This is a genomic window from Caulobacter sp. GW821-FHT09A05, assembly GCF_059418465.1.
Genome location: NZ_JBWKPX010000034.1, coordinates 1 through 24,719, shown reverse-complemented (window position 1 = coordinate 24,719; position 24,719 = coordinate 1). Strand labels below are relative to the sequence as shown.

The window sequence follows — 24,719 nt, the reverse complement described above, 5'->3', positions numbered from 1 at the left end:
GCAGCATGATGAAATGTCCAGTTCCTGGCGGCAAGCCGATGTCGGCTCCTGGTGCGACGCGGCCGGACATTCGGACTTCACGATTGGGGGCAGGGGTTGGGACCGCGAGCCCTTCTGGGCTACCTCACAATCCGAACAATCCCGTCGCCAGCAACAGCGCCGCATTCTCGCTGGTCTGGCCTTCGTTTGAGGCCCAGGAGCCGTCGTTCTCGCAGGCGTCGACGAAGCACTTGGCCGGAGGGGTCTTGGCGTCGATCAGGGCTTTCAGGCGCGGATCGGCGCCGAGTGCTCCACCGTTCGGGCCGCCGCTGGCCCAGCCCGGCATGACGATGCCCCAGACCCGGCACGTCCAGTGATAGGGACGCCGCGTGGCGCGCTCGCCATGGCCGGTGACGAAGCCGTGGTCCAGGGCGTTGCAGCCCAGCACGTAGTCTAGGAGGCGCTGGGCAGTGTCGCGGGCCGAGACCTCGCCCAGTTCGGCGGCGAACAGGCAAATGACGGCAGTGTTGAGCACCACCTCCACCGAACGCCAACTGTAGGCTTCCGGCTGGATCGTGAAGCCATAGGGATCGGCCTGGACATAAGGCGCGGCGGCCTTGGCCGTTTCGACGATCGCCGTGCGTGCCGCGGCGGCGACGTCGCCGGGACGTCGCGCCAGGCTCATCACCCCCAGCACCTGCGGCGAGGGCCAGAAGAACGGGAAGATGCCGATTTCCTTTAAAGTCGCCGTCACCCGCGCGCCCAGCGCGGTGTCGCCAGTGGCCGCCGCCATCTCGCAGGTCGCCCACAAAGTTTCCTGGCGCGGGTCGGGATCGGCGTAGTTGGGGTCGTCGCGCATGACCGCAAGCCCTGCACCTCAAGGCGAGATCCCACCCGTATTCCAGAAATTCGACAAGCCGAGACATGGCCGCGACCGTAGTCCAACGAGAACGCAATGAGCACGCCTTCACCTGGCGCGAACGGCGTTCGTCACCAGCCGATTAATTCGGCTGTCATGGTCGAGTTACGGTGTAGGGCGGAATGTAGGGCGCTGTTTTCTCCACCCCTCAAAACCCCTTACCCAAAGGGGCCTCGGGGGGGGAGGTGGCTCCGCGGGTAGGATTCGAACCTACGACCAGCCGGTTAACAGCCGGCTGCTCTACCACTGAGCTACCGCGGAACAGGTCGCCTCAGGAAGAGGCCGGGTGATAGCCGCCGATTTGACTCGGTGCAAGCGCATTCGGACAAAAAAACAGCCCGGTCGACGACCGGGCTGTGGAAAGTCAGTGATGTGGGGTGTCTTCAAGAAAGACCAGGCGAAATTCGGCTTTTATGGTTAATCGGGCCTTAATTTCGGCTGCGACCAAATGGCTCCTCAGCGCTTCATCAGGCCGACGGGAATTGACTGGGCGCTGACCGCGACCTGGGTTCTGGCGGCGGTTTCGCGGGATGAAGCGCCAAGGGTGACGGTGTAGTCGCCGGCGGCCACGGACCAGCCGTGGGCCTTTTCGTTCCAGGTGGCCAGCAGGCGCGGATCGACGCTCAGGACGACCCTGGTGGTCGCGCCGGGCGCCAGCTCGACCTTGCTGAAGCCGGCCAGGCGTTGCGGGGCCTCCCAGCCGCCCGCCTTGGGCGAGACATAGACCTGGGGCACGGCCTTGCCGGTCCGCTTGCCGGTGTTCTTCACGTCGAAGCTGACGGTCAGGACGCCGCCCTTGGCCTCGGCCTTCAGGTTGTCATAGGCGAAGGTCGTGTAGGACAGGCCGTGGCCGAAGGCGAACAGCGGCTGGTGGCCCTTCTTGTCGAACCACTTGTAGCCGACCGCCGCGCCCTCGATCGTATAGTCGACCGCGAACAGGTCGTCGGGCTTCTTGGGATCGCCGTCCAGCACCGGGCGGGGCAACTGGTCCAGCGAAGCCGGGAAGGTGACGGGCAGGCGGCCCGAGGCGTCGACCGCGCCGGTCAGCACGCTGGCGATCGCCTCGCCGCCCTCCGAACCTGGATACCAGGCCTCGACCACGGCCCCCACCTTGGAGAGCCACGGCATCAGCACCGGTCCGCCGGTCTCCAGCACCACCACGGTCTTGCCGTTGGCCGAGGCGACGGCGTCGATCAGGGCGTCCTGGTCGTTCTCCAGCGTCAGCGGGCTGTCGAAGGCCTCGCCGTTCCATTGGGTGGCGAACACCAGCACCACGTCGCTGGCGGCCGCCAGCTTGGCGGCGGCGGCCTTGTCCTTGCCGTCGGCGAACTGGATGTCGGCGCCGGGCAGGCGGGCCTTCAGCGCCTTGAGGGGCGAGGAGGGGAAGTAGATCATCGGACCGGGCCAGGTGGCCGGACCCTCGCCCTGCACGGCGCGGCCGCCGATCGGATAGACCTGGGACGAGCCGCCGCCCGACAGCACGCCGACGTCGGCGTGGCCGCCGATCACGGCGATCTTCCGGGCGCCGGCGACCAGCGGCAGCAGGCCCTTGTCGTTCTTCAGCAGCACCACGCCTTCCTCGGCGTCGGCGCGGGTGACCTTGGCGTGGGCGGCGTAGTCGATTGGGGCGATCTTGACCGGCCTTTCCACCACGCCGCTGGCGAACAGGCCGCGCAGCACGCGGCGGGCCATGTCGTCGAGCCGGGCCTGGCTGACCTCGCCCTTGGCCAGGGCCTCCTTCAGCGGCCCCTTGAAGAAGGGCTGCTTGTCGAAGGCGTCGCCGGCCGATTCCTGGTCGAGGCCGGCGTTGATCGCCTTGGCGCTGGAATGGACCGCGCCCCAGTCGGACATCACGTAGTTCTTGTAGCCCCAGTCCTGCTTGAGGACCTTGTTGAGCAGGAAGTCGTTCTCGCAGGCGTAGTCGCCGTTGACGCGGTTGTAGGCGCACATCACCGAATGCGGGTCGGAGTCCTCGATCGCGAACTGGAAGGCCAGCAGGTCGGAGACGCGCAGGTCGGCCTCGCCGATCTTGGCGTCCAGGACGAAGCGGCCGGTCTCCTGGGCGTTCAGGGCATAGTGCTTGATGGTCGAGACGATGGCGTTGGACTGGACGCCCTTGATCTGGGCCCCGACCATCTTGCCGGCCAGCCAGGGATCCTCGCCGCCATATTCGAAATTGCGGCCGTTGCGCGGCTCGCGGACCAGGTTGACGCCGCCGGCCAGCATGACGTTGAAGCCGGAGGCGCGGGCCTCGGCGCCGATCATCGCCCCGCCGGCCTGGGCCAGCTTCGGGTTCCATGTGGCGGTGGTGGCGATGCCGGCCGGCAGGGCCGTGCGCTCGCGCTTGTTGGGCTCGCCGCCCTGGGTGGCCACGCCAATGCCGGCGTCGGTCTGGAACTGGGCTGGAATCCCCAGCCGGGCGATTCCCGGCACATAGCCGGCCGAGCCGGGCAGGGCCTCGGGCACGCGCTTGTACTTGTCGCCCATGTCCGCGCCGAAGAAGCCGAAGATCACCGTCAGCTTCTCGTCCTGGGTCATGGCCTTGACCGCCAGGTCGGCGCGGGTGTCGGCGTCCAGCTTGGGGTCGAGCCACGGACGGGCGGCGGGCGTGGCGGCGGGCGCCTGGGCGCAGGCGGTGGACGCCAGGACGCCGGCGGACGCGCCGAGCATGAGGGCCAGGGCCGGGCCCCGCCAGGACTGTCGGTTCATAATACCTCCCACATTGTTGACGCGGGCGAGGGGCTCGGCCGCGTGGTCGGGTTTCGGTCTAGCCGGCGCGGGCCGGGCCGGTGGATTCGCGGATCACCAGGCTGTGCTGGGTCAGGATGGTGGCCGCCGCCTTGCCGACCGCCTCGTTGGCGTTCCAGGCGTTCAGAGCGGTGATGGCGCGCTGGGTCATCTGGTCGAAGGGCTGGCGGATGGTGGTCAGGGACGGCCAGATCGCGGCCGCGATCGGCGCGTCGTCGAAGCCGACCACCGACAGGTCGTCGGGCAGCTTGAGGCCGCGGCGCTGGGCCTCCATGCAGGTGGCGGCGGCCATGTCGTCATTGGCCGCGAAGATGGCGGTGGGCGGATGGTCCATGTCCAGCAGGGCCTGGGCGCCGGCCAGGCCGCCCTTGAAGCTGAAGTCGCCGGGGACGATCAGGGCGGGATCGGGACGCGGCTTGCCGGCGGCGGCGTAGGCTTCGTAGAAGCCGTTGCGGCGCAGGGTGCTGGCGGCGTGGTCGGGGTGCCCGGCGATGTGGCCGATCCGTTCGTGTCCCAGGCTGAACAGGTGCTCGACCACCTCCCGGGCGGCGGCGCGGTCGTCCATCACGATGCTGGGCGACAGGGAATCGGGGCTGGTCGGCGAAATCAGCACGCAGCGCACGCCGTGCTCGCGCAGCAGGGCCTTGAGCGGCGCGAAATCGCATTCGGGCGGCAGCAGCACCATCTCGCGAATGCCGCCCTCGGTCACGAAGGCGCGGATGCGGTCCTGCCAGCCGGCCATGTCGCCCTCGACCAGTTCGGCCGACAGGTGGCGGCCGTTCTGCAGGCAGGCGACCATCAGGGCGTGGTGGATGCGGGTCTGGTAGCCGCCGCTGGGGTCGCCCATCAGGATGCCGACCGCCGGCGCGGCCTGGGCGCGCAGGCCCCGCGCCACGGCGTTGGGATGGTAGTCCAGGGCCTGCATGGCGGCGCGCACTCGCTCGCGGGTCTTGGTGCTGACGCTCTCGTGGTCGTTCATCACCCGCGAGACGGTCTTGGGCGACACGCCCGCTCGCAGCGCCACATCGTGGATCGTCGCCATGACCTTTGTCGCACCCAGAATTCAAGTCGCCGCCGCGCGCCGACCGCCGTGGTCGCCGTCCGCCCCGTGGCCCAAGCCATAGCTCAGCCCGACAACGATGTCATGCGGCAGGACATCGTTTTGTCCACAAAAGACATTTATCGGGACATTTCGGTTGGGGTTGGACATTTCGCCTGGGAAATTCGATGGGGTTCGGCGACATTTCAAGAGGGCTGCGTGATCAGATTCGTGGCGATCGGTTGGCGGCGGCCTAGTCACGTTTCCAGGATTGATCGCCGCTTGTTTCGATCTAGATCATGGAAAACTTAATAATAACAATAGTTTGTAATGGTCTGCCTGGATCTTTGGGAGCGATGCGACGCCCGTGGCCATGCCGTTCTTGGGCGACGTGGTCAAAAAATGACAACGTTGACATTTCGATTGACACGAACGGGACATTTGCCGATCTTGAGACACGGCTGGGGAGGGCGTGAGCCAGCGCGGGCGTCGAGAGGCGCCAGGGTCGCCAACGGACTGTCGCTGGAAGAGGGGCTTGCCGGGCAGGCTGGAGGCCCCCTCGACAGGCGAACGATTACGCAGCCTCGCCGAAACTGGCGGGGTCAAGAACGGCCATAAAAACGTTTGGGGAGCGAAGACCTTGTCCAATCCACGAAATCAGTCCGCTTGGACCCGGGGCATGACCCTGGCGCTGCTGGCGGGCGCCTCGTCCATGGCCCTGGCCACGGGCGCCCACGCCCAGGCCGCGCCGGACGATTCCGCGCAGGTCGACGAGATCGTCGTCACCGGCATCCGCGGCTCGCAGATGCGCTCGGTCGACGTCAAGCGGCGCGAGGCCTCGATCGTCGACGCGATTTCGTCGGAGGACATCGGCAAGCTTCCCGACGTCACCATCGCCGACTCGCTGCAGCGGATCCCGGGCATCCAGATCAAGCGCGACGCCGGCGAGGGCGCGACGGTCAATATCCGCGGCCTGGCCCAGGTCATCACCCTGCTGAACGGCGAGCAGTATCTGAGCGCCGGCAACATGGGCTCGGCCCAGCCGAACCTGCTGGACGTGCCGTCCCAGCTGATGAGCTCGGTGGTGGTCTACAAGTCCACCGACCCGACCAACGCCCTGTCGGGCATCACCGGCACCATCGACCTGCGCACCCGCCGTCCGTTCCAGATGGAGCCGGGGCTGTCGATCGCCGGCGGCGCCGAAGGCCAGCGCGGCGAGCGCACCAAGGAAAACGACTACCTGATCAACGGCCTAGTCAACTGGCGCAACGACCGCGTCGGCCTGATGGTCTCGGCCGCGGCCAGCAAGGCCAACCTGGGCAACAACGCGTCGGGCGTCGTGGGTCTGTCGGGCAACAACGACTGGGGCGGCTCGGCCGCCAACAACTTCATCTCGCCGCACGGCTTCGAAAGCTTCCATCGCGAGGTCGAGCGCAAGCGCCTGGGCGTCAATGTCGCCTTCGAGGCCGACCTGGGCGAGGGCTTCACCCTGGTGGCCGAGGGCTTCTACGCCAAGCTCGACGAGTACAACCGCGCCGCCGGCATCAACATCTCCAACCGCTGGGACGGCGGCGCGTTCGGCGTCTGGACCACCCCGACCGCGTTCGAGAACACCGGCGAGGTCAGCACCGGCAACGGCCGCCCCTGGCTGGCGGTCGACGAGTACGACATCAACGCCTGGTGGGTGAACAGCTTCTCGGTGAACCGCACCACCAAGTCGGAGACCAAGAACTACAACCTCGAACTGAAGTACGACAACGGCGGCAACTTCACGAGCGAGGTGCGGGCCATCCGCGCCAACGGCGACCGTCTGAGCATGAACGGCCAGGCCCAGGGCGACCTTAGCAACTGGCAGTACGCGCCGGGCCGCTTCAATCTCTTCCGCGACCCGAACGACCGCACGCGCGGGCCGTTCTATCCGGCCTCGATCTGCGCCCAGTATCCGGCCTCGCAACGCAGCAACGCCGTCGTCGGCAGCGCCGGGGGCTGTTACCTGAACCCGAACCCGTTGGGCTACGGCGCCAATCCCCAGCTGCACTACAACATCGGGGGTAACAAGGCGGTCTGGAGCGGTTTCGACAACCCGCTGGCCGGCGGCCTGGGGGCAGGCAAGACCCTCAAGGACTACATGGCCAACAAGGACAGCTACGCGATCGCGGCGTTCTCCTCGGAAGGCAACAACGAGGTCGAGTCGGACATGAACGTGTTCCGCGCCGAGGGACACTACAAGTTCGACGACAACTTCCTGGGCTTCATCACCAAGATCGACGCCGGCGTCCGCCAGAGCGACCGCTCGGTCGAGGTCGAGGCGTTCCACCTGTTCTCGCCGTTCTACGGCGGCACGCCGGGCGCGGTGCAGGCCAACGGCACGCCGGTGCCGGCCGCGGGCTGCTTCGCGCAGTGGAAGGCCATCGACGTGGTCATGAGCCAGGACCAGTGCCAGGCGGGCGAGTTCGTGCCCAATCCCTTGGGCGGGGCGCCGGTCTTCCAGGGCTATACGGTCAACAGGCCGACCAAGATCGACGCCTACAACAACGTCATCTGGATGGACGACCTGGGCAGCATCACCCAGGGCATCCCGGGCTTCTGGGTCGTGGACCCGCGCGACTTCGACGACGTGAAGTCGTTCCAGGAAAAGGTGTTCGGCGCGGCGGTCCGCTACCAGATCCCCGGCGCCACCTATGACGTGACGCTGAAGGAGCAGAGCGCCTACGCCGACGCCAACTTCGAGATCGGCAAGCTGTCGGGCAACATCGGCCTGCACGTCATCCAAACCGACCTGCTGGTGAAGCAGAACCTGACCGGCGCCACCCAGAACTACGGCGACACCAACCTGGACGTCGGCGACACGGTCACCCGCCGCAAGTACACCGATTGGCTGCCGTCGCTGAACGCGGTCTACGACTTCGACGACCACCTGAAGTTCCGCTTCGCCTATTCCAAGACGATGCAGCCGCTGGACCTGGGCAACTACGGGGGCGGCCTCAGCATCTCGACCGCCGACTGCGGCACCAAGCCGGGCCGCTGCGTGACGGGCGCCAGCTCGTCGGGCAACCCGTACCTGGATCCGTGGCGCTCGACCAACTTCGACGGCGCGATCGAGTACTATTTCGGCGGCGCTTCGATGGTGAACCTGTCGGCCTTCAAGCTGAAGATCGACAGCTTCGTCACCGGCGGCACCACCACCGGCACGTTCAAGGACGAGGACGGCACGCCGCGCACCGTCAACGTCACCCAGCCCATCCAGGGCGACGGCGGTTCGGTGAAGGGCCTGGAAGTCGGCGCCAAGCTGGCCTTCAGCGACCTGCTGCCGGACGGCGGCTTCTTCTCGAACTTCGGGGTCGACGCCAACGCCACCTACTCGCCCAGCTCGGAGTCGCGCCTCGGCCTGGACGGCAAGAAGCTGCCGTTCACCGATAACTCCAAGTACCAGTACAACCTCGTGGGCTGGTACCAGGACGACAAGTGGCAGGCTCGCGTCGCCTACAACTACCGCACCGACCGCCTGAACAGCGTCACCGGCAGCTCTGGCGACAACCTGGCGGTGTTCCAGGACGCCACCGGCTTCGTCGATGTGAACGTCAGCTACAATGTTCGCGACAACATCGTCGTCTACCTCAACGGCTCGAACGTGAGCGGCGAGATCGAGAATTACTACGTGAAGTTCGCGGACGGTAAGACTCAGTACTTCAGCCAGAACCAGTTCGAACCGCGCTACACCCTCGGCATTCGCGCCAAGTGGTGACCTAGACCAGCCCTTCCCTGCGGGCCGCTGCGATCCCTGTCGCAGCGGCTTCTTTTTTCGAGCGGGGCGGCTAGCATGATTGCGACCAAGACGGGCGCTCGAAGCCCGCGAGAAGAAGCCGGCGAGCGCTTCGACCAAGGGAGTAGGCCACCATGCAGGACAACGCGCGCGACCGGCGCATCCGCGACATCGTCATCGTCGGCGGAGGTACGGCGGGCTGGATGGCCGCCGCCAGCCTGAGGCGGCATTTCGGCGCCGCGCCGGTGACCATCACCCTGATCGAGTCCTCCGAGATCGGCACGATCGGGGTGGGCGAGGCGACGATCCCGACCATCCGCCGCTTCTACCAGGCCCTGGGCCTGTCCGACATCGACGTGCTGCGCGCCACCGGCGGCACCTGCAAGCTGGGCATCCGCTTCAACGACTGGTCCGGGCCCGGCTCGTCGTTCATCCACCCCTTCGGCCTCTACGGCCAGGACCTGAAGGGCGTGGCGTTCCATCACTACTGGATGCGGCTGCGGACCCTGGGCGAGGCCGCGCCGATCGGCGACTATTCGCTGGGCGCCAGCCTGGCCGCCGGCGGCAAGTTCACCACGCCGTCGCGCAACCCGCCCTCGACGCTGTCGGTGTTCGACTGGGCCCTGCATTTCGACGCCGGCCTGTTCGCCCGGCTGATGCGCCAGGTCGCCGAGCAGAACGGCGTGCGCCGCATCGACGCCAAGATCGTCCAGACCAACCTGCGCGGCGAGGACGGCTTCGTCGAGTCGGTGTCGCTGGACACCGGCGCGACCGTCGCCGGCGACCTGTTCATCGACTGCTCGGGCTTTCGGGGTCTGCTGATCGAGGAGGCGCTGCACACCGGCTACGAGGACTGGAGCCAGTGGCTGCTGTGCGACAGCGCCCTGGCGGTCCAGAGCGAAGGCCAAGGGGGAGCGGCGGGGTCGCCGCCGCCCTATACCGACGTCACCGCCCACGAGGCCGGCTGGCGGTGGCGGATCCCGCTGCAGCACCGCTGGGGCAACGGCTATGTCTATTCCAGCCGCCACACCACCGACGAGGCGGCGAGGGCGGTGCTGACCGGCGCTCTCGCCCCTTCTGAAATGAATGGGCGCCTGCTGCACGAGCCGCGCAAGATCGGCTTCCATCCCGGCCGCCGCCTGAAGGCCTGGAACAAGAACTGCATCGCCCTGGGCCTGGCTTCGGGCTTTCTGGAGCCGCTGGAGAGCACCAGCATCGCCCTGATCGAGACGGGCATCGAGAAGATCAAGCAACTGTTCCCCAGCCGCGACTTCGACTCCGCGGTGGTCGACGAGTTCAACGCGATGTCGCGCCTGGAGATGGAGCGCGTCCGCGACTTCATCATCCTGCACTACAAGCTCAACCAGCGGACCGACGACCCGACGGGCTTCTGGACCCACTGCCGCGAGATGGCGGTCCCCGAGACCCTCCAGAAGAAGATCGACCTGTGGCGCGCCCAGGGCCACTTCGTCCGCTATCGCTGGGAGATGTTCTCCCCGCCCAGCTGGCTGGCGATCTATGCCGGCTTTGGTCTGCTGCCGGAAACCTACGACCTCAGCGTCGACGGCTTCGACCCCGGACAGCTGTCGGCCGCCCTGGGCGAGATGCGCAAGGCCGTGGCCGACACCGTCGCCGCCACGCGCGCCCATGGCGACTTCATCGAACAGTACGCCCGTCCCCAGCCGGTGGCGGCCGAGTAGGAACCCTAGAGATGGCCCACCTGAACAAGATCGTCATCGTCGGCGGCGGCTCGGCCGGCTGGATCTGCGCGGCCATGCTCAGCCACTATTTCCAGAACGGGCCGACGGCGGTCGAGCTGGTCGAATCCGAGGAGATCGGCACGATCGGGGTGGGGGAATCGACCATCCCGCCGTTCCTCCAGCTGATCCGCACCCTGGGGATCAACGAGCAGGACTTCATTCAGGAAACCCAGGCCGCCTTCAAGCTGGGCATCCGGTTTGAGAACTGGCTGGAGAAGGGCGACGTCTACTATCACCCGTTCGGCCAGATCGGCGGGCCGCTGGAGGTCAACGAGTTCTACCAGTGCTGGCTGCGGGCCAAGCAGAACGGCCATCCGTCGAAGCTGCAGGACTTCGCCCCGGCCTCGGTGATGGCCGAGGCCGGCAAGTTCATGCTGCCGTCCAAGGCCCAGCGGACGATGATCGCCAACGCCAACTACGCCCTGCACGTCGATGCGCGGCTGGTGGCCCTGTACCTGCGCAGGTTCGCCGAGGCGCGCGGCGTCAAGCGCACCGAGGGCATTGTCACCGAGGTGGCGACCCGCCCGGACGGTGGCGTCCAGAAGGTGATCCTGAAGGACGGTCGCGAGGTGGCCGGCGACTTCTTCATCGACTGTTCGGGCTTCCGCGCCCTGCTGATCGGCAAGACCCTGGGCGAGCCGTTCCGCGACTGGGGCGATGTGCTGCTGTGCGACCGGGCCATCGCCGTCCAGACCGAGAACGTCGGCGCGCCGCATCCCTACACCCTGGTCCAGGCCCAGGACTTCGGTTGGCGCTGGCGCATCCCGCTGCAGCACCGCTCGGGCAATGGCTATGTCTATGCCAGCAAGTATCTGAGCGACGACGAGGCGATCGCCACCCTGATGCGCCAGGTTCAGGGCGAGGTCGTGCTGGGGCCCAACGTCATCCCGTTCAAGACCGGCGTGCGCGAGCGGCCCTGGGTCCGGAACGTGGTGTCCATTGGCCTGTCGTGCGGCTTCATCGAGCCGCTGGAATCCACCGCCCTGCACCTGATCTACAAGGGCATGGACTATTTGCTGCGCTTCATGCCCGACATGGACGCCGACCCGATCCTGGCGGCCGAGTACAATCGCCGGATGGTCGCCGACTACGAGGAGATCCGCGACTTCATCGTCCTGCACTACGTGACCACCCGGCGCGACGACACGCCGTTCTGGCGCGACTACCAGAAGGTGGTCCCGCCCGAGAGCCTTCGCGAGCGCATGGCGCTGTTCAAGGCGGCCGGGGTGCTGCGCGACGGCGTCGACGACATGTTCCGCGCCCCCAGCTGGCAGTCGGTGATGGAGGGCATGGGCGTGCGGCCCGACCGCTACCAGCAGCTGGTCGACCGCATCCCGCTGAGCGTGATCATGAACCTGATGGACAAGTCCGCGCCCATGCTGGCCGATTTCGTGGCGACCCTGCCCAGTCATGAAGAGTTCCTGAGAACCCATTGTCCAGCCGCGCCTTTCAGGCGCTCGGCCTAGGCGGCTAGGGCGGCCTTCACCAGCGACTGGTGGGCGGCGACGCCGGCCAGGACGCCGTCAGCCGAGGCCAGGGTTGCGTTCTGCATCGGGCGCGCCGCGTCGCCCGCCGCGAAGACGCCCGGCACGGTGGTAGCCTTCCAGGCGTCGGTGCGGATGATCGGGCCCAGCGGACCCTCGTCGAAGGCGCAGCCCAGCCTTTCGGCCAGGGGGCTGGCCATCCGCTGGGCGGGCGCGACGAACAGGCCGTTGAGAGGCAGGACGCGGCCGTCTTCCAGGCGCACCGCCTCCAGGTCGAGGGCGTCGCCCAGCAGGGCGGCGACAGGCGTGCGCTCGATGGCGACGCCCCGCGCGTCCAGCAGGGCCCGCTGCTCGTCATCGGGCTCGAACAGGCCCTGGGTGAACAGGGTGGTGGGGCCCCAGTCCGGGATCAGCGCCGCCTGGTGGGCCGACATCGGGTGGCCGGCCAGCACGCCCAGCGGCCGGTCGCGGTGCTCGTAGCCATGGCAATAGGGGCAGTGCAGCACGCTGGCGCCCCAGCGTTGCTTGAGACCGGGCAGGTCGGGGAGGATGTCGGCGACGCCGGTGGCCAGGATCAGCCGCCTGGCCAGGACCCGTCGACCGCCCGTCAGCGTCACGGAAAAGCCTCCCGGCGCGGCTTCGGCGCTGTAGGCCTCGCCCTGCACGATCTCGGCGGTCGGATAGGCCGCCACCTGGCAGGCGGCCTCGCGCATGATCCTGGCCGGCGCCTTGCCATCCTGGCCCAGGAAGCCGTGCGAGGCGTCGGCGAAACGGTTGCGCGGCAGGCCGGCGTCGACCACCAGGACCGAGCGGCGGGCGCGGGCCAACTGCATGGCGGCGGAGAGACCGGCGAAGCTGCCGCCAACGACGACCACGTCAAGCATAATGATGATCCTTGGGTTGGGGAATGCGGGCGGTGTCGAGGCCGTCGAACAGGTCGGCCAGCGAAAGGGTGGCCAGCTTGCGGGCCAGCAGGGCTCGGGCCTCGGTCACGGCTTCGTCGAGTGCGGCGTTGACCGCCTTCTCGATGGCGCAGTCGGGCATTTCCTCGGCCTTGCCCAGGGCGACGATCTGTTCGCCCAAGGCGTCCTGGACCTGGGCGAGGCTGACCTCGCGGAGCGAGCGGCCGAGCCGCCAGCCGCCGCCGTGGCCCTTGGCGGAAGCAACGATTCCGGCCTCGCGCAGGCCCGCGAAGGTCCGGCGGATGACCACCGGGTTGGTCCCGGCGCAGGCGGCCATCTCTTCGGAGGTCATGGGATTGTCGCGCTGGGCCATGTGCAGCAGCACGTGCAAGGCGACGGAGAGGCGGCTGTTCGGTTTCATGTAATTATAGATGTTACATGAAGCCTCGCGGTGCAAGGGGCCGGCGGGAATTACGCCGTCAGCGCCAGTTCTTGGCCTCCGTGATCGTCGCGGGTTCGGCCAGTAGGGCCTCCAGCGGTCGCCCCGGCGAGGGTGCAGGCCGCGATCCTGACCGGTCCGCCGCCAGCGATGCGGCAGGTCAGGGACCGGGAAAAGGTCGCCGCCATCAGCCGTTCGCGGTCGAGGGCGGGGCGGTCACCGAGGGCGAGATCCGCAGGGGGATCCAGCGGTCGGGCGTCGGTCCCTGGACGAAGATCGGCCGTCCGGTCACCCGCCGGAACGGTCGTGCTAGGGTGTGGCGGCGGCCGCGGCGACTCGGCCGCGCCGGCTGGGATGGGACAGGAGAACACCTCTGGCGACGGTGAAGCGCACGGGCTCGAAGAAGACCCTGACGACGGCCAACCTGGCCGCCCTGGGCGCCGAGCGGCTGGCCGAACTGCTGATCGACGTCGCCGAGGGCCACGCCCAGATCAAGCGGCGGCTGCGCCTGGAGCTGGCCGGCGAGATCGGGCCCGAAGATCTCGCCGCCGAGCTGGCCAAGCGCCTGGACGCCATCGCCGACAGCCGGGCGCGCATCCACTGGCGCAAGCACAAGGAGTTCGTCCGCGAGCTGGACATGCAGCGCGCCCTGATCGCGGGGCGGCTGGCCGAACTGGACGCGACCCTGGCCTTGCCGATGATGCTGCGGTTCCTGGGCCTGGCCGAGGGCGTGTCGCACCGCACCGCCGACGCCAAGGGCGAGATCGAGGCGGTGTTCGACGCGGCCGTCGACGACGTGGCGGCGATCGCGGCCAAGGCCCTGTCCGACCCGCGCGCCTTGGGCGACCAGCTTCTGGACCTGCTGCTGCATGGCCGCGCGGGGCTGGGGCCACGGGTGCTGAAGAACGCCCTGCCGGCGCTGGGCGCGGCGGGCGTGGCCCTGCTCCGGGCCCAGGTCGAGACGACCATGGCTGGGCAGAAGCGGGTCAGCGGCGCGCTGAAGGCCGCCGTCCAGGTGCTGGCCGACGCCCAGGGCGACGTCGACGGCTACATCGCCCAGTTCACCGACTCCCAGGCCGTGCTGCCGCCGATCGGGGCGCAGATCGCCCGGCGCCTGGCGGCGGCGGGCCGGCTGGACGAGGCCGTCGCGGCGCTGGACCGCTCGACGCCGGGCTCGTTCGTCCAACTGGTCGGGACGGTTCTGGGCCGTCCGACCTTGCCCGGCCCCGGCGCCCTGGACTGGGAGGACGCCTATATCGAAGTGCTGGAGGCGCGCGGGCAGGGCGACCTGGCCCAGGACATGCGCTGGACCAGCTTCGAGCGCGGCCTGTCGGTCGAGCGGCTGCGCGACTACCTCAAGCGCCTGCCCGATTTCGACGACGTCGAGGCCGAGGACAGGGCCCTGACCCACGCCGAGGACTTCCACGACGTCCACGCGGCGCTCGACTTCCTGGTCCGCTGGCCGGCCTGGGACCGCGCCGCGCGCCTGGTGCTGCGCCGCGCCGGCGACCTGGACGGCGACCGTCCGGAACTGCTGGAGCCCGCCGCGCGCGCCATCGAGGGCCGCCATCCGCTGGCCGCCACGCTGTTGTTGCGGGCGATGATCCTGGACACCGCCCGCTACGCCCGCACGGCCCGCTACAAGGACGCCCAGCAGCAGCTGCTGGAGGCCGCCTCCCTGGCCCCGGCCATCGCCGACTGGGACGGTCACGAGGACGCCGACGCTTTCGCCGCGCGGGTCGCGGGCTATCGGCGGTGGTGAGGCGGTCTCGGCGGCATTCTACAGTCTCGCTAGTAAAAACCCTCGATTGCCTAGAACCGAGCGGCGGACCTATAAGCGGCCTGAAAATTCCAGCCCTTCGAGGGATTCCATGAGCTCCGATTTCGCGGCCGCGCGCCTGAACATGGTCGAAAGCCAGATCCGCACGGCCGACGTCACCGATCTGCCCCTGCAGGACGCCCTGCGCGTCGTGGCGCGCGAGGCCTGCGTGCCGGCCGGCAAGGGCTATCTGGCCTATGCCGACGCCGACGTCGAATACGCCCCCGGGCGCTGGCTGCTGCGCCCGCGCGAGGTGGGCAAGCTGCTGCAGCACCTGCGTCCGCGCGAGGGCGACAAGGCCCTGGCCATCGCCGCCCCCTACGCCGCCGCCGTGCTCGAGCAGATGGGCCTGGTGGTCACCCGCCTGGACGGTGACGACCTGACCGCCGTGCCGGGCTCGGGCTATGACGTCGTCATCTGCGAAGGCGCCGTGCCGCGGGCTCCGGACAGCTGGACCAGGGCCCTGGCCCAGGGCGGCCGCTTGGCGGTGATCGAGCGGGAAGGCCCGGTCGGACGCGCCGTGATCTATGTTCGGGCCGAGGACGGCGTGGGCCGTCGCGCGGTTTTCGACGCCACCCCGCCGATGTTGGCGGGCTTCACCGTTGAACAGGGCTTTGCGTTCTGACCACTTGGGTCCAGAAAGCTGAAGCGCAACGTTTGCGTGAAAAAAGCTTAACTAGCGGCCTGTGGTCTCGCGCCTTACAGCCGGTCATACAGGGTGCGGGCGTCGCGCCGGGTCTGGCCAGGGGTTTCGTGGGGAATGAAGTTGATGTCGAATAGCCGTCGGGCCGCTTTGCTGGCCGCCGCTTGCAGCATGGGCCTCATGGCGGGCCTGGTCTCCGCCGCGCGGGCCGAGACCCTGGCCGACGCCCTGGCCCTGGCCTACCAGACCAACCCCACCCTGCAGGGCCAGCGCGCCAACCAGCGCGTCACCGACGAGGGCGTGGTCCAGGCCAAGACGGCGTTCCGGCCCACCCTGAACGGTTCGGTCAGCGTCAGCGCTTCGGAGACGCACCTGGCCGACCCGGTCGCCACGGGCACCACGGTGGTCAACGGGCAACTGGTCACGACCTACCGCGACACCGACAAGCGCCGTGGTAGCGGCGCTGGCCTGGCGCTGGCCCAGCCGCTCTACACGGGCGGTCGCGCCACGGCCAACTTGACCGCCGCCGAGGCCGACGTGCTGGCTGGTCGCGAGGACCTGCGCAGCGTCGAGCAGTCGGTTCTGGGCAGCGTCATCCAGAGCTATGTCGACGTTCGGCGCGACCAGGAACGCCTGCGCATCGCCCAGGAGAACGTCACCGTCCTGACCCGTCAGCTGGAGGAATCCAAGGCGCGCTTCGAGGTCGGCGAGATCACCCGCACCGACGTGGCCCAATCCGAAGCCCGCCTGGCCGCGGCCCGCGCCAGCTTGTCGTCGACCCAAGCCCTGCTGGCCGCCAGCCGCGCGGCCTACGCCGCCGTGGTCGGCCAGAACCCGACCGACCTGACGCCAGAGCCGTCCCTGGCCCCCCTGCTGCCCGCCAGCGTCGAGCAGGCCTTCGACCTGGTCGACAAGAACAACCCGCAGATCCAGGCCGCCCGCTACGCCCAGCAGGCCGCCGCGGCCCGCGTCGCCCTGGCCAAGGCCGCCTATCGCCCCTCGGTGTCGGCGCGCGCCGGCTACGACGTCGACGCCAGCCGGGCCAATGGCGTCGGTTCGCAGTTCAACGAGTTCGACCGCGCCCTGACCGGCTCGGTCACCGCCTCGGTGCCGATCTTCACCGGCGGCCTGAACGCCTCGCAGGTCCGCGCCGCCAAGGAGCGCGAGAACGCCGCCCGCATCGCGGTCGAGAGCGCCCAGCGCTCGGCCCTGCAGCAGATCTCCACCGCCTGGAACAACCTGCTGGCCTCGCGCGCCAACCTGGTCTCGAACGAGGAGCAGGTCCGGGCCACCAAGATCGCCTTCGAAGGCGTGCGCCAGGAGCAGCAGGTCGGCCTGCGCACCACCCTGGACGTGCTGAACGCCCAGTTGGAGCTGGCCAACGCCGAGGTCGCCCTGGTGGTGGCCCGCCGCGACGAGTACGTGGCCAGCGCCAGCGTGCTGCAGGCCATGGGAGTGCTGAACGTCGCCAACCTGACCCCCGAGGTCGAGCGCTACGATCCGGTCAAGTCGTACAACAAGGTCAACCACGCCTTCGGCTGGGTGCCCTGGGAGCCCGTCGTCCAGGTGATCGACAAGGTCGGCGCCCCGTCGACGGCGGTCAGGAACGCGCCCGCGCCGGCCGGCAAATAGGGCGAATTGAAGCGCCGATGATGCTTGAGCTTGCTTAACCGGCGCAAGTCTGCACCATCGCGGTAAGCGCCCGGCCTGGGCGTTCCAGGATTCGTACCCTCTTCGAGACGGCCCCACACATGTCCGACCAGAGCCCCCAAGAACCGACGATGGAGGAGATCCTCGCCTCCATCCGACGCATCATCTCGGAAGATGACGCGCCGGCGGAGGCCGCTGCGGCGCCCGAACCGGAGCCCGCGCCCGTCGAGGAGGCTCCGGCCGAGGACGACGTCCTGGAACTGACCGACCCGATCGAGCCGCCCGCGCCGGTCGAGAGCCTGGGCGACATCGACGTCTATTCGCCGGAACCCGAGCCCGAACCCGAGCCCACGCCGCCGCCTCCGCCCGAGCCGGCCCCCGCGCCGGTGTTCTCGCGCGAGGAAGTGGCCGATAACCTGGTGGGCGACCACGCCGCCGGCCTGGCCGCCAGCGCGTTCGGCAGCCTCAGCTCGGCCCTGCTGATGCCCAAGGACGGCCGCACCCTGGAGGACGTCGTGCGCGAACTGCTGCGCCCGCTGCTCAAGGAATGGCTGGACCAGAACCTGCCGCGCATCGTCGAGGCCAAGGTCGAGGAAGAGGTCCACCGCATCGCCCGCGGACGCGGGGTATAGCGGCGCGGCCTCGCCTCCTGGGCGGCGGCCCACGAAAAATCAAAGGCGGTCGCTCCGGCGGCCGCCTTTTTCCGTCCTAAAATCCCAGTTGAACCAAGGCCCACGGTTTCGTCCGGCGGCCGCAGATGGCATACCCACCGCGCCATGCTTGAAAAGACCTTCGATCCCAAATCCGTCGAGCCCCGCCTGTACGCCGCCTGGGAGGCCTCTGGGGCCTTCAAGCCCAGCCAGGCGCCGGGCGCCGAGGCGTTCACGATCGTCATCCCGCCGCCGAACGTCACGGGCAGCCTGCACATCGGCCACGCGCTGAACAACACGCTGCAGGACGTGCTGACCCGCTTCCACCGCATGCGGGGCAAGTCGGCCCTGTGGCTGCCGGGCACCGACCATGCCGGCATCGCCACCCAGATGGTCGTCGAGCGCCAGCTGGCCGCCGTCGGCAACATCGGCCGCCGCGAGATGGGCCGCGAGGCCTTCGTCGAGAAGGTCTGGGAATGGAAGGCCGAGAGCGGCGGGGCGATCACCAACCAGCTGCGCCGCCTGGGCGCCAGCTGCGACTGGTCGCGCGAGCGCTTCACCCTGGACGAGGGCCTGTCGGCCGCCGTCCGCAAGGTGTTCGTCCAGCTCTACAAGCAGAACCTGCTCTATCGCGACAAGCGCCTGGTCAACTGGGACCCGCAGTTCCAGACCGCCATCTCCGACCTCGAGGTCGAGCAGAAGGAGGTCGACGGCCACTACTGGCATTTCGCCTATCCGCTGGCCGACGGCGTGACCTTCCAGTATCCGGTCGCCTTCGACGACGAGGGCGAGCCGACGCAGTTCGAGACCCGCGACTTCATCGTCGTGGCCACCACGCGGCCGGAGACCATGCTGGGCGACACCGCCGTGGCCGTCCATCCGTCGGACGAACGCTACAAGGACCTGGTCGGCAAGGACGTGGTCCTGCCGATCGTCGGCCGCCGCATCCCGATCGTCGCCGACGACTACGCCGACCCGACCAAGGGCTCGGGCGCGGTCAAGATCACCCCGGCCCACGACTTCAACGACTTCGGCGTGGGCAAGCGCCACGGCCTGCCGGCGATCAATATCCTGACGCCCGACGCGCGGCTGAACGACGAGGTCCCCGAGGCCTATCGCGGCCTGGACCGCTTCGCGGCCCGCAAGGCGATCGTCGCCAGGGCCGAGGAAGACGGCTGGCTGCGCGAGATCGAGAAGACCCGGCACATGGTCCCGCACGGCGACCGCTCGGGCGTGGTCATCGAGCCCTACCTGACCGACCAGTGGTACGTCGACGCCAAGACCCTCGCTCAACCGGCCCTGAAGGCGGTGGAGGAGGGGGCCACGGTCTTCGAGCCCCGGCACTGGGAAAAGACCTATTTCGAGTGGCTGCGCAACATCGAGCCCTGGTGCGTCTCGCGCCAGCTGTGGTGGGGCCACCGGATCCCGGCCTGGTTCGGGCCGGACGGCCACATCTTCGTCGAGGAGACCGAGGAGGAGGCCCTGGCCGCCGCCATCCTGCACTATGGCGACGAGGCCCCGGCCCTGAAGCGCGACGAGGACGTCCTCGACACCTGGTTCAGCTCGGCCCTGTGGCCGTTCTCGACCCTGGGCTGGCCGGAGAAGACGCAGGACCTGGCCCAGTTCTACCCGACCAGCACCCTGGTCACCGGCTTCGACATCATCTTCTTCTGGGTGGCCCGGATGATGATGATGGGCATCCACTTCATGGGCGAGGTCCCGTTCAAGCAGGTGTTCATCAACGCCCTCGTCCGCGACGAGAAGGGCGCCAAGATGAGCAAGTCCAAGGGCAACGTCATGGACCCGCTGGTCCTGATCGACGAGCTGGGCTGCGACGCGGTGCGCTTCACCCTGACGGCGATGTCGGGCCAGGCCCGCGACATCAAGCTTTCCAAGCAGCGCATCGAGGGTTACCGCAACTTCGGCACCAAGCTGTGGAACGCCTCGCGCTTCGCCCAGATGAACGAGTGCGTCCGCGTCGAGGGCTTCGACCCGTCGACCGTCAAGCAGCCGATCAACAAGTGGATCCGCGGCGAGACGGTCAAGACCGCCGCGGAGGTGACGCGGGCCCTGGAGGCCCCGGCCTTCAGCGACGCCGCCGACGCGCTCTACAAGTTCATCTGGAACGTGTTCTGCGACTGGTACGTCGAGCTGGCCAAGCCGATCCTCAATGGCGACGACGCCGAGGCCAAGGCCGAGACCCGCGCCACGGCCGCCTGGGCGCTGGATGTGATCTTGAAGCTCCTGCACCCGGTCATGCCGTTCATCACCGAGGAACTGTGGGACAAGACCGCCGAGTTCGGCGCGCCCCGCGAAGGCCTGCTGATCGTCGAGAAGTGGCCGGACCTGCCGGAAGCCTGGATCGACGCGGACGCCGAGGCCGAGATCGGCTGGCTGGTCGACACGGTCGGCGAGATCCGCTCGATCCGCGCCGAGATGAACGTGCCGCCGGGCGCCAAGCCGCCGCTGTCGGTGATCGGCGCCAACGCCGAGACCAAGGGCCGCCTGGCCCGCCACCGCGACCTGCTGCTCAGCCTGGCCCGGCTGGACAGCGCCCGCGAGGCCGACGCGGCCCCGACGGGCTCGGTCCCGATCGTGCTGGGCGAGGCGACCGGCGCCCTGGCCATCGCCGAGTTCATCGACCTCTCGGCGGAAAAGGCCCGCCTGGCCAAGGAGATCGCCGGCCATGTCGGCGAGATCGAGAAGACGGGAAAGAAGCTCAACAATCCCGACTTCCTGGCCCGGGCCAAGGAAGAGGTCGTCGAGGAGAACCGCGAACGCCTGGCCGAGGCGGAGGCCGCCAAGGCCAAGCTGGAAGCGGCCTTGGCGCGGCTGGAGGCGGTGGGGTAGGGCTCGGCGGGCGACGCACGCTCACGGCAAGGCCTCGGCCAGCTTGGCGAAAGCTCCTGGCTGAGCGTGCGTCCCCTCGGCGCCCGAAGCGCTACTGCTTCTTCGCGCCGCCCAGCATGCCCTCGATCTCGGCCTTGCTGGCGTTGATCAGGGTGGCGCCGTCGCGGACGGCCAGGTTGGCGACGTCCACGGCGAAGGTCTTGTCGTCCATCTTGATGGCCGCCATCGTCTTGCCGGACGCGTCCGGCTTGACCTCGGCGACGGTGCCGATCGTGGCGCCGGTGTTGTCCTTGACCGGCTGGCCGGCGGTGACCGGCGCGGCGGCGGTCGCGGAGGTGGACGCCGAGGTTCCGGTCGGGGCCGTGGTGGAATCCTGGGCCGGGGCCGCCGCCGCCGGGTCCTGAGCCGGGGCGGTCGGAGTCGTGGTCTGGGCCAGGGCCGGGGCGGCGATGGCGAGGGCTACGGCGGCGGCGCCGAGGGTCAGAAATGAACGCATGCGGTTTCCCATCTGTCGAAACGTCCCCCGACGTTCCGTTACGCTGACGTGACAATGGGGCGTCGGCTGGACGCTGATGCGGTCAAAATGGGTCCGTTTCCGAACGCGGTTCGCCCAAGCGCCCTGTTCAGCGCCCGTAGACCGCGTCGCGCACCTGGCTGGTGAAGGGGCCGTTCATGCCCTCGAAGGCGGTGTTGGTCATGATCACCACGGTCAGGCCGTTCTTGCCGTCGACGAACCAGTTGTGGCCGTAGACCCCGCCCCAGGCCAGCGTTCCGGCGGCCTGCGGGGTCCTGGCGACGGCCGGGTCGTCCAGCACCGCCCAGCCATAGCCGAAGCCCCAGCCGGGGCCCTGGGTGGCCGCCTGCGGGCCGACCTGGTCCTTCGTCATCTCGGCCACCGTCGAGGCCTTCAGGATCGGCGCGCCGCCCTTGCGCACGGTCTCCAGCAGGGCCAGCACGTCGCCGGCCGTGCCGACCATGCCCGCGCCGCCGGACGGGAAGGCGGTCTTGTCCGTGGCGCGGCTGGGCGCGAAGCGCACGGCCGTGGCGCCCAGCGAGACGTCCTGGTTGTCGGTCATCCGGGTCGGCAGGGGCTGGGCGTTGACATAGGGCGTCGCCAGCCGGGCCGGATCGCGGGCCACGAAGCCGGCGTCGGCCAGGCCCAGCGGCGTCGTGACGGTCTCGGCCACGACCTGGGGCAGGGGCTCGCCCGTCGCCTTCTCGACCACCGAGCCCAGCACGTCGATGGCCAGCGAATAGCGCCAGCGCGAGCCGGGCGGGAAGGCCAGGGGCGCTTGGCCCAGGCGGCGCATGTTCTCGTCCAGGCTGATCCCCGACAGGTCGATCCCGTCCGAGACGCCCAGGGTGTGATAGGGATGCGACGACGTCTCGGCCAGGCCGTAGGTCAGGCCGCTGGTGTGGGTCAGAAGCTGGCGCAGGGTGATCACCGGCGCGGTCCCGTCGGCCAGCTTCGGCTTGAAGTCCGGCAGCCATTTCGTCACCGGATCGTCGAGGTTCAGCTTGTCGTCCTCGACCAGCTTCATCACCGCCACGCTGACGAACGGCTTGGTCACCGACGAGAAGCGGAAGATGGCGTCCTCGCGCATCGAGCGGCCGGCCTCGCGGTCGGCCAGGCCGGCGGCGCGGTGGTAGACCAGCTTGCCGTCGCGGGCGACCAGCACGACGGTCCCGACCAGCCGGTGCTCGGCCAGGGCGGTGTCGACCACCTTGTCCAGCCGGGCGGCCAGGGCCGCGTCGGGCGCGACGGCGAGGGCCGGAGCCGCGGGCGGCGCGGCCAAGCCGGGAGAGGCCAGGGCCAGGCTGGCGGCGACGGCGAGGCTCGAGATCCACGGACGCATGCGGCGACTCCCTGTCTTGGCGACCTGACGTAGGGCGATCCCCGCGACGCGGCAAGTCGCGCTCGCGAGGACAGGAGATCGCGCCGCGAAAGGCCCCCTCAGTCGGCTTCGCCGACAGCTCCCCCAGAGGGGGGAGCAGCTACGCTGTGCTAGATCCTCTCCCTCTGGGGGAGGTGGCCCGAAGGGCCGGAGGGGGCCAGCGGCGCCGGCCAGACCCGCACGGTCCCACCCTAACTTATCATTGTTCCCTTAGGTTCGAACGGACGTTTGCATCCCGCCTCGGCCTGTGCTTTCTCCTTGAGGAAACGTGCTCGGCCAGCGAAGCGCGACACATACCGGGAGAGTAACGATGACCCAGGCCGCCGCAGCGTCCGCCCCCACGATCCCCTGGCCCGCCATGTCGGTGAAACAGGCCTACGCCCTGATCACCGCCCCAGGCTCGCCCGGCGAGATGGAGGAGATCGAGATTCGCGGCGTGAAGACGAGGGTGTGGAAGCACTGCCCGCCGACCCTGCGCGACACCCTGCTGGTCGGCCGCACCCACGGCGACAAGATCTATCTGGTCCACGAGGACGAGCGGGTCAGCTTCGAGGCCTTCTACCGCGCCGTGACGGTGTTCGCCGCCGAACTGGAGACGGCCGGCGTCAAGAAGGGCGACCGGGTGGCCCTGGTCATGCGCAACCTGCCCGAATGGCCGGTGGCCTTCTATGCCGGCCTGTCGCTGGGCGCGATCCTGACCCCGCTGAACGCCTGGTGGACCGGCCAGGAGCTGGAATACGGCCTGGTCGACAGCGGCGCCTCGGTGGCGGTGATGGATGTCGAGCGCTTCGAGCGCCTGGCCGAGCACCTGCACAACTGCCCCGACCTCAAGCGGGTCTATGTCAGCCGCTCCCGCGAAGAGATCGCCCACCCCTACGTCAAGCGTCTGGAGAGCGTGATCGGCTGCCCCAACGACTGGATCAAGCTGGACGAGAAGCCGCTGTCGACCGTCGCGCTGGGGCCCGAAGACGACGCGACGATCTTCTACACCTCCGGCACGACCGGGAAGCCGAAGGGGGCCCTGGGCACCCACCGCAACGTCAACAGCAACATCTTCGCCACCGCCGCGGCGACGGCCCGCGGCTATCTGCGACGCGGCGAGATCCCGCCCCAGCCCGATCCCAGCCTGCCGCAGAAGGGCTCGCTGGTCTCGGTGCCCTTCTTCCACGCCACCGGCTGCTTCGCGGTGATGAACCCCTCGCTGTTCGGCGGCGCCAAGCTGGCCATGATCCGCAAGTGGGACCCGGAAAAGGCCATGCAGCTGATCCAGGACGAGAAGCTGACCCAGATGGGCGGGGTGCCGACCATCGCCTGGCAGATCATCGAGCACCCCAGCCGTCCCAACTACGACCTGTCGTCGCTGGAGACCGTGGCCTATGGCGGTGCGCCCTCGGCCCCCGAACTGGTGCGCAAGATCAAGGAGATCTGGCCCAAGTCCCTGCCGGGCAACGGCTGGGGCATGACCGAGACCTCGGCCACCGCCACCAGCAACTCGGCGGAAGACTACGAGAACCGGCCCGACAGCTGCGGCCCGGCCGTGCCGGTCACCGACCTGAAGATCATGACCCTGGAGGCCCCGTATCGCGAGCTGCCGATCGGCGAGGTCGGCGAGCTGTGGTGCAAGGGGCCGCAGGTGGTGAAGGGCTACTGGAACAAGCCCGAGGCCACCGCCCAGACCTTCGTCGACGGCTGGGTGCGCACCGGCGACCTGGCGCGGCTGGACGAGGAGGGCTTCTGCTACATCATCGACCGGGCCAAGGACATGCTGATCCGGGGCGGCGAGAACATCTACTGCATCGAGGTCGAGAACCTGCTGTACGACCACCCGGCGGTGATGGACGCCGCCCTGGTCGGCATTCCTCACAAGACCCTGGGCGAGGAGCCGGCCGCCGTGGTGACGCTGAAGCCTGGCGCCGGGGCCACCGAGGCCGAGCTGCGCGCCTTTGTCGCTGACCGCCTGGCCGCCTTCAAGGTGCCGGTCAGGGTGCTGTTCTGGCCCGAGACCCTGCCGCGCAACGCCAACGGCAAGATCATGAAGAACGAGCTGAAGAAAGTGTTCGTCGAGGGGTAGAGGATGCCCGAGTTCAAGACCCTCCCCCCGTGGGCAGGGGAATCGCATATGGATTTTTGATCCGAACGGGATTCTGAGGGTGTCTGCTTTGTGAGGCGGAGGCTCTGG

Annotated in this window: 16 protein-coding genes and 1 tRNA gene; 9 read left to right on the top strand and 8 right to left on the bottom strand. The window is 68.8% G+C overall.

Annotated features, from left to right (window positions below; translation table 11 throughout):
- Window positions 1-124 precede the first annotated feature (124 nt).
- From AC07NX_RS22725 to AC07NX_RS22710, 4 genes are all read right to left on the bottom strand, one after another.
- Window positions 125-838: a glycoside hydrolase family 9 protein gene (locus AC07NX_RS22725; RefSeq protein ID WP_494644924.1), complete on the bottom strand. Its 714-nt coding sequence runs from the start codon at window positions 836-838 to the stop codon at window positions 125-127.
- Window positions 839-1,084: 246 nt separating this feature from the next.
- Window positions 1,085-1,159: transfer RNA gene (locus AC07NX_RS22720), tRNA-Asn, on the bottom strand.
- A gap of 195 nt (window positions 1,160-1,354) precedes the next feature.
- The gene (locus AC07NX_RS22715) at window positions 1,355-3,607 is read right to left on the bottom strand and encodes a beta-glucosidase (RefSeq protein WP_494644922.1); all 2,253 of its coding nucleotides are present in this window, start codon (window positions 3,605-3,607) and stop codon (window positions 1,355-1,357) included.
- Between the two features lie 58 nt (window positions 3,608-3,665).
- Window positions 3,666-4,688, bottom strand: coding sequence for a LacI family DNA-binding transcriptional regulator (locus AC07NX_RS22710; protein WP_494644920.1), 1,023 nt, complete (start codon window positions 4,686-4,688; stop codon window positions 3,666-3,668).
- 676 nt (window positions 4,689-5,364) lie between these two features.
- Between AC07NX_RS22710 and AC07NX_RS22705 the strand changes: the two genes are divergently transcribed.
- The 3 genes from AC07NX_RS22705 to AC07NX_RS22695 all read left to right on the top strand — a co-directional run bounded on the left by AC07NX_RS22705 (window position 5,365) and on the right by AC07NX_RS22695 (window position 11,674).
- Window positions 5,365-8,430: a TonB-dependent receptor gene (locus AC07NX_RS22705; RefSeq protein WP_494644918.1), complete on the top strand. Its 3,066-nt coding sequence runs from the start codon at window positions 5,365-5,367 to the stop codon at window positions 8,428-8,430.
- 152 nt (window positions 8,431-8,582) lie between these two features.
- Window positions 8,583-10,148, top strand: a complete 1,566-nt coding sequence (locus tag AC07NX_RS22700; RefSeq protein WP_494644916.1) for a tryptophan halogenase family protein — start codon at window positions 8,583-8,585, stop codon at window positions 10,146-10,148.
- Window positions 10,149-10,159: 11 nt separating this feature from the next.
- Entirely contained in the window at window positions 10,160-11,674 is a 1,515-nt protein-coding gene (locus AC07NX_RS22695; RefSeq protein ID WP_494644914.1) for a tryptophan halogenase family protein, read from the top strand.
- On the opposite strand, the gene AC07NX_RS22690 is transcribed toward AC07NX_RS22695, so the two are convergent.
- Together AC07NX_RS22690 and AC07NX_RS22685 are read right to left on the bottom strand one after the other, a co-directional pair.
- On the bottom strand, window positions 11,671-12,576 hold the full coding sequence (locus AC07NX_RS22690; protein ID WP_494644912.1) for an NAD(P)/FAD-dependent oxidoreductase: 906 nt from the start codon (window positions 12,574-12,576) through the stop codon (window positions 11,671-11,673). The two genes, AC07NX_RS22695 and AC07NX_RS22690, sit on opposite strands and share 4 nt — an antisense overlap.
- Window positions 12,569-13,015, bottom strand: a complete 447-nt coding sequence (locus tag AC07NX_RS22685; RefSeq protein ID WP_494644910.1) for an RrF2 family transcriptional regulator — start codon at window positions 13,013-13,015, stop codon at window positions 12,569-12,571. Before AC07NX_RS22685 ends, AC07NX_RS22690 begins: the two co-directional genes overlap by 8 nt.
- 400 nt (window positions 13,016-13,415) lie before the next feature.
- Between AC07NX_RS22685 and AC07NX_RS22680 the strand changes: the two genes are divergently transcribed.
- The 5 genes from AC07NX_RS22680 (at window position 13,416) to AC07NX_RS22660 (ending at window position 20,645) form a co-directional block, all read left to right on the top strand.
- Window positions 13,416-14,795, top strand: a complete 1,380-nt coding sequence (locus AC07NX_RS22680) for a DUF6880 family protein (RefSeq protein WP_494644908.1) — start codon at window positions 13,416-13,418, stop codon at window positions 14,793-14,795.
- A gap of 109 nt (window positions 14,796-14,904) precedes the next feature.
- The gene (locus AC07NX_RS22675; protein ID WP_494644906.1) at window positions 14,905-15,477 is read left to right on the top strand and encodes a protein-L-isoaspartate O-methyltransferase family protein; all 573 of its coding nucleotides are present in this window, start codon (window positions 14,905-14,907) and stop codon (window positions 15,475-15,477) included.
- A 135-nt stretch (window positions 15,478-15,612) separates the two neighbouring features.
- On the top strand, window positions 15,613-17,127 hold the full coding sequence (locus AC07NX_RS22670) for a TolC family outer membrane protein (protein WP_494644904.1): 1,515 nt from the start codon (window positions 15,613-15,615) through the stop codon (window positions 17,125-17,127).
- 119 nt (window positions 17,128-17,246) lie between these two features.
- The gene (gene popZ / locus AC07NX_RS22665; protein WP_494644902.1) at window positions 17,247-17,777 is read left to right on the top strand and encodes a pole-organizing protein PopZ; all 531 of its coding nucleotides are present in this window, start codon (window positions 17,247-17,249) and stop codon (window positions 17,775-17,777) included.
- Between the two features lie 144 nt (window positions 17,778-17,921).
- Window positions 17,922-20,645, top strand: coding sequence for a valine--tRNA ligase (locus tag AC07NX_RS22660; RefSeq protein ID WP_494644900.1), 2,724 nt, complete (start codon window positions 17,922-17,924; stop codon window positions 20,643-20,645).
- 91 nt (window positions 20,646-20,736) lie between these two features.
- Here AC07NX_RS22660 and AC07NX_RS22655 read toward each other — a convergent pair whose 3' ends face one another.
- Together AC07NX_RS22655 and AC07NX_RS22650 are read right to left on the bottom strand one after the other, a co-directional pair.
- Window positions 20,737-21,141, bottom strand: coding sequence for a hypothetical protein (locus AC07NX_RS22655; protein WP_494644898.1), 405 nt, complete (start codon window positions 21,139-21,141; stop codon window positions 20,737-20,739).
- A gap of 127 nt (window positions 21,142-21,268) precedes the next feature.
- Window positions 21,269-22,501, bottom strand: coding sequence for a serine hydrolase domain-containing protein (locus AC07NX_RS22650; RefSeq protein ID WP_494644896.1), 1,233 nt, complete (start codon window positions 22,499-22,501; stop codon window positions 21,269-21,271).
- A 349-nt stretch (window positions 22,502-22,850) separates the two neighbouring features.
- Between AC07NX_RS22650 and AC07NX_RS22645 the strand changes: the two genes are divergently transcribed.
- Window positions 22,851-24,611, top strand: a complete 1,761-nt coding sequence (locus AC07NX_RS22645; RefSeq protein WP_494644894.1) for a class I adenylate-forming enzyme family protein — start codon at window positions 22,851-22,853, stop codon at window positions 24,609-24,611.
- Window positions 24,612-24,719 lie beyond the last annotated feature (108 nt).

Bases quoted from the DNA above. Each gene is read 5' to 3' on its own strand.
- AC07NX_RS22725 (WP_494644924.1), bottom strand. From the start codon at position 838: ATGCGCGACGACCCCAACTACGCCGATCCCGACCCGCGCCAGGAAACT.
- AC07NX_RS22715 (WP_494644922.1), bottom strand. From the start codon at position 3,607: ATGAACCGACAGTCCTGGCGGGGCCCGGCCCTGGCCCTCATGCTCGGC.
- AC07NX_RS22710 (WP_494644920.1), bottom strand. From the start codon at position 4,688: ATGGCGACGATCCACGATGTGGCGCTGCGAGCGGGCGTGTCGCCCAAG.
- AC07NX_RS22705 (WP_494644918.1), top strand. From the start codon at position 5,365: ATGACCCTGGCGCTGCTGGCGGGCGCCTCGTCCATGGCCCTGGCCACG.
- AC07NX_RS22700 (WP_494644916.1), top strand. From the start codon at position 8,583: ATGCAGGACAACGCGCGCGACCGGCGCATCCGCGACATCGTCATCGTC.
- AC07NX_RS22695 (WP_494644914.1), top strand. From the start codon at position 10,160: ATGGCCCACCTGAACAAGATCGTCATCGTCGGCGGCGGCTCGGCCGGC.
- AC07NX_RS22690 (WP_494644912.1), bottom strand. From the start codon at position 12,576: ATGCTTGACGTGGTCGTCGTTGGCGGCAGCTTCGCCGGTCTCTCCGCC.
- AC07NX_RS22685 (WP_494644910.1), bottom strand. From the start codon at position 13,015: ATGAAACCGAACAGCCGCCTCTCCGTCGCCTTGCACGTGCTGCTGCAC.
- AC07NX_RS22675 (WP_494644906.1), top strand. From the start codon at position 14,905: ATGAGCTCCGATTTCGCGGCCGCGCGCCTGAACATGGTCGAAAGCCAG.
- AC07NX_RS22670 (WP_494644904.1), top strand. From the start codon at position 15,613: ATGAAGTTGATGTCGAATAGCCGTCGGGCCGCTTTGCTGGCCGCCGCT.
- popZ (WP_494644902.1), top strand. From the start codon at position 17,247: ATGTCCGACCAGAGCCCCCAAGAACCGACGATGGAGGAGATCCTCGCC.
- AC07NX_RS22660 (WP_494644900.1), top strand. From the start codon at position 17,922: ATGCTTGAAAAGACCTTCGATCCCAAATCCGTCGAGCCCCGCCTGTAC.
- AC07NX_RS22655 (WP_494644898.1), bottom strand. From the start codon at position 21,141: ATGCGTTCATTTCTGACCCTCGGCGCCGCCGCCGTAGCCCTCGCCATC.
- AC07NX_RS22650 (WP_494644896.1), bottom strand. From the start codon at position 22,501: ATGCGTCCGTGGATCTCGAGCCTCGCCGTCGCCGCCAGCCTGGCCCTG.
- AC07NX_RS22645 (WP_494644894.1), top strand. From the start codon at position 22,851: ATGACCCAGGCCGCCGCAGCGTCCGCCCCCACGATCCCCTGGCCCGCC.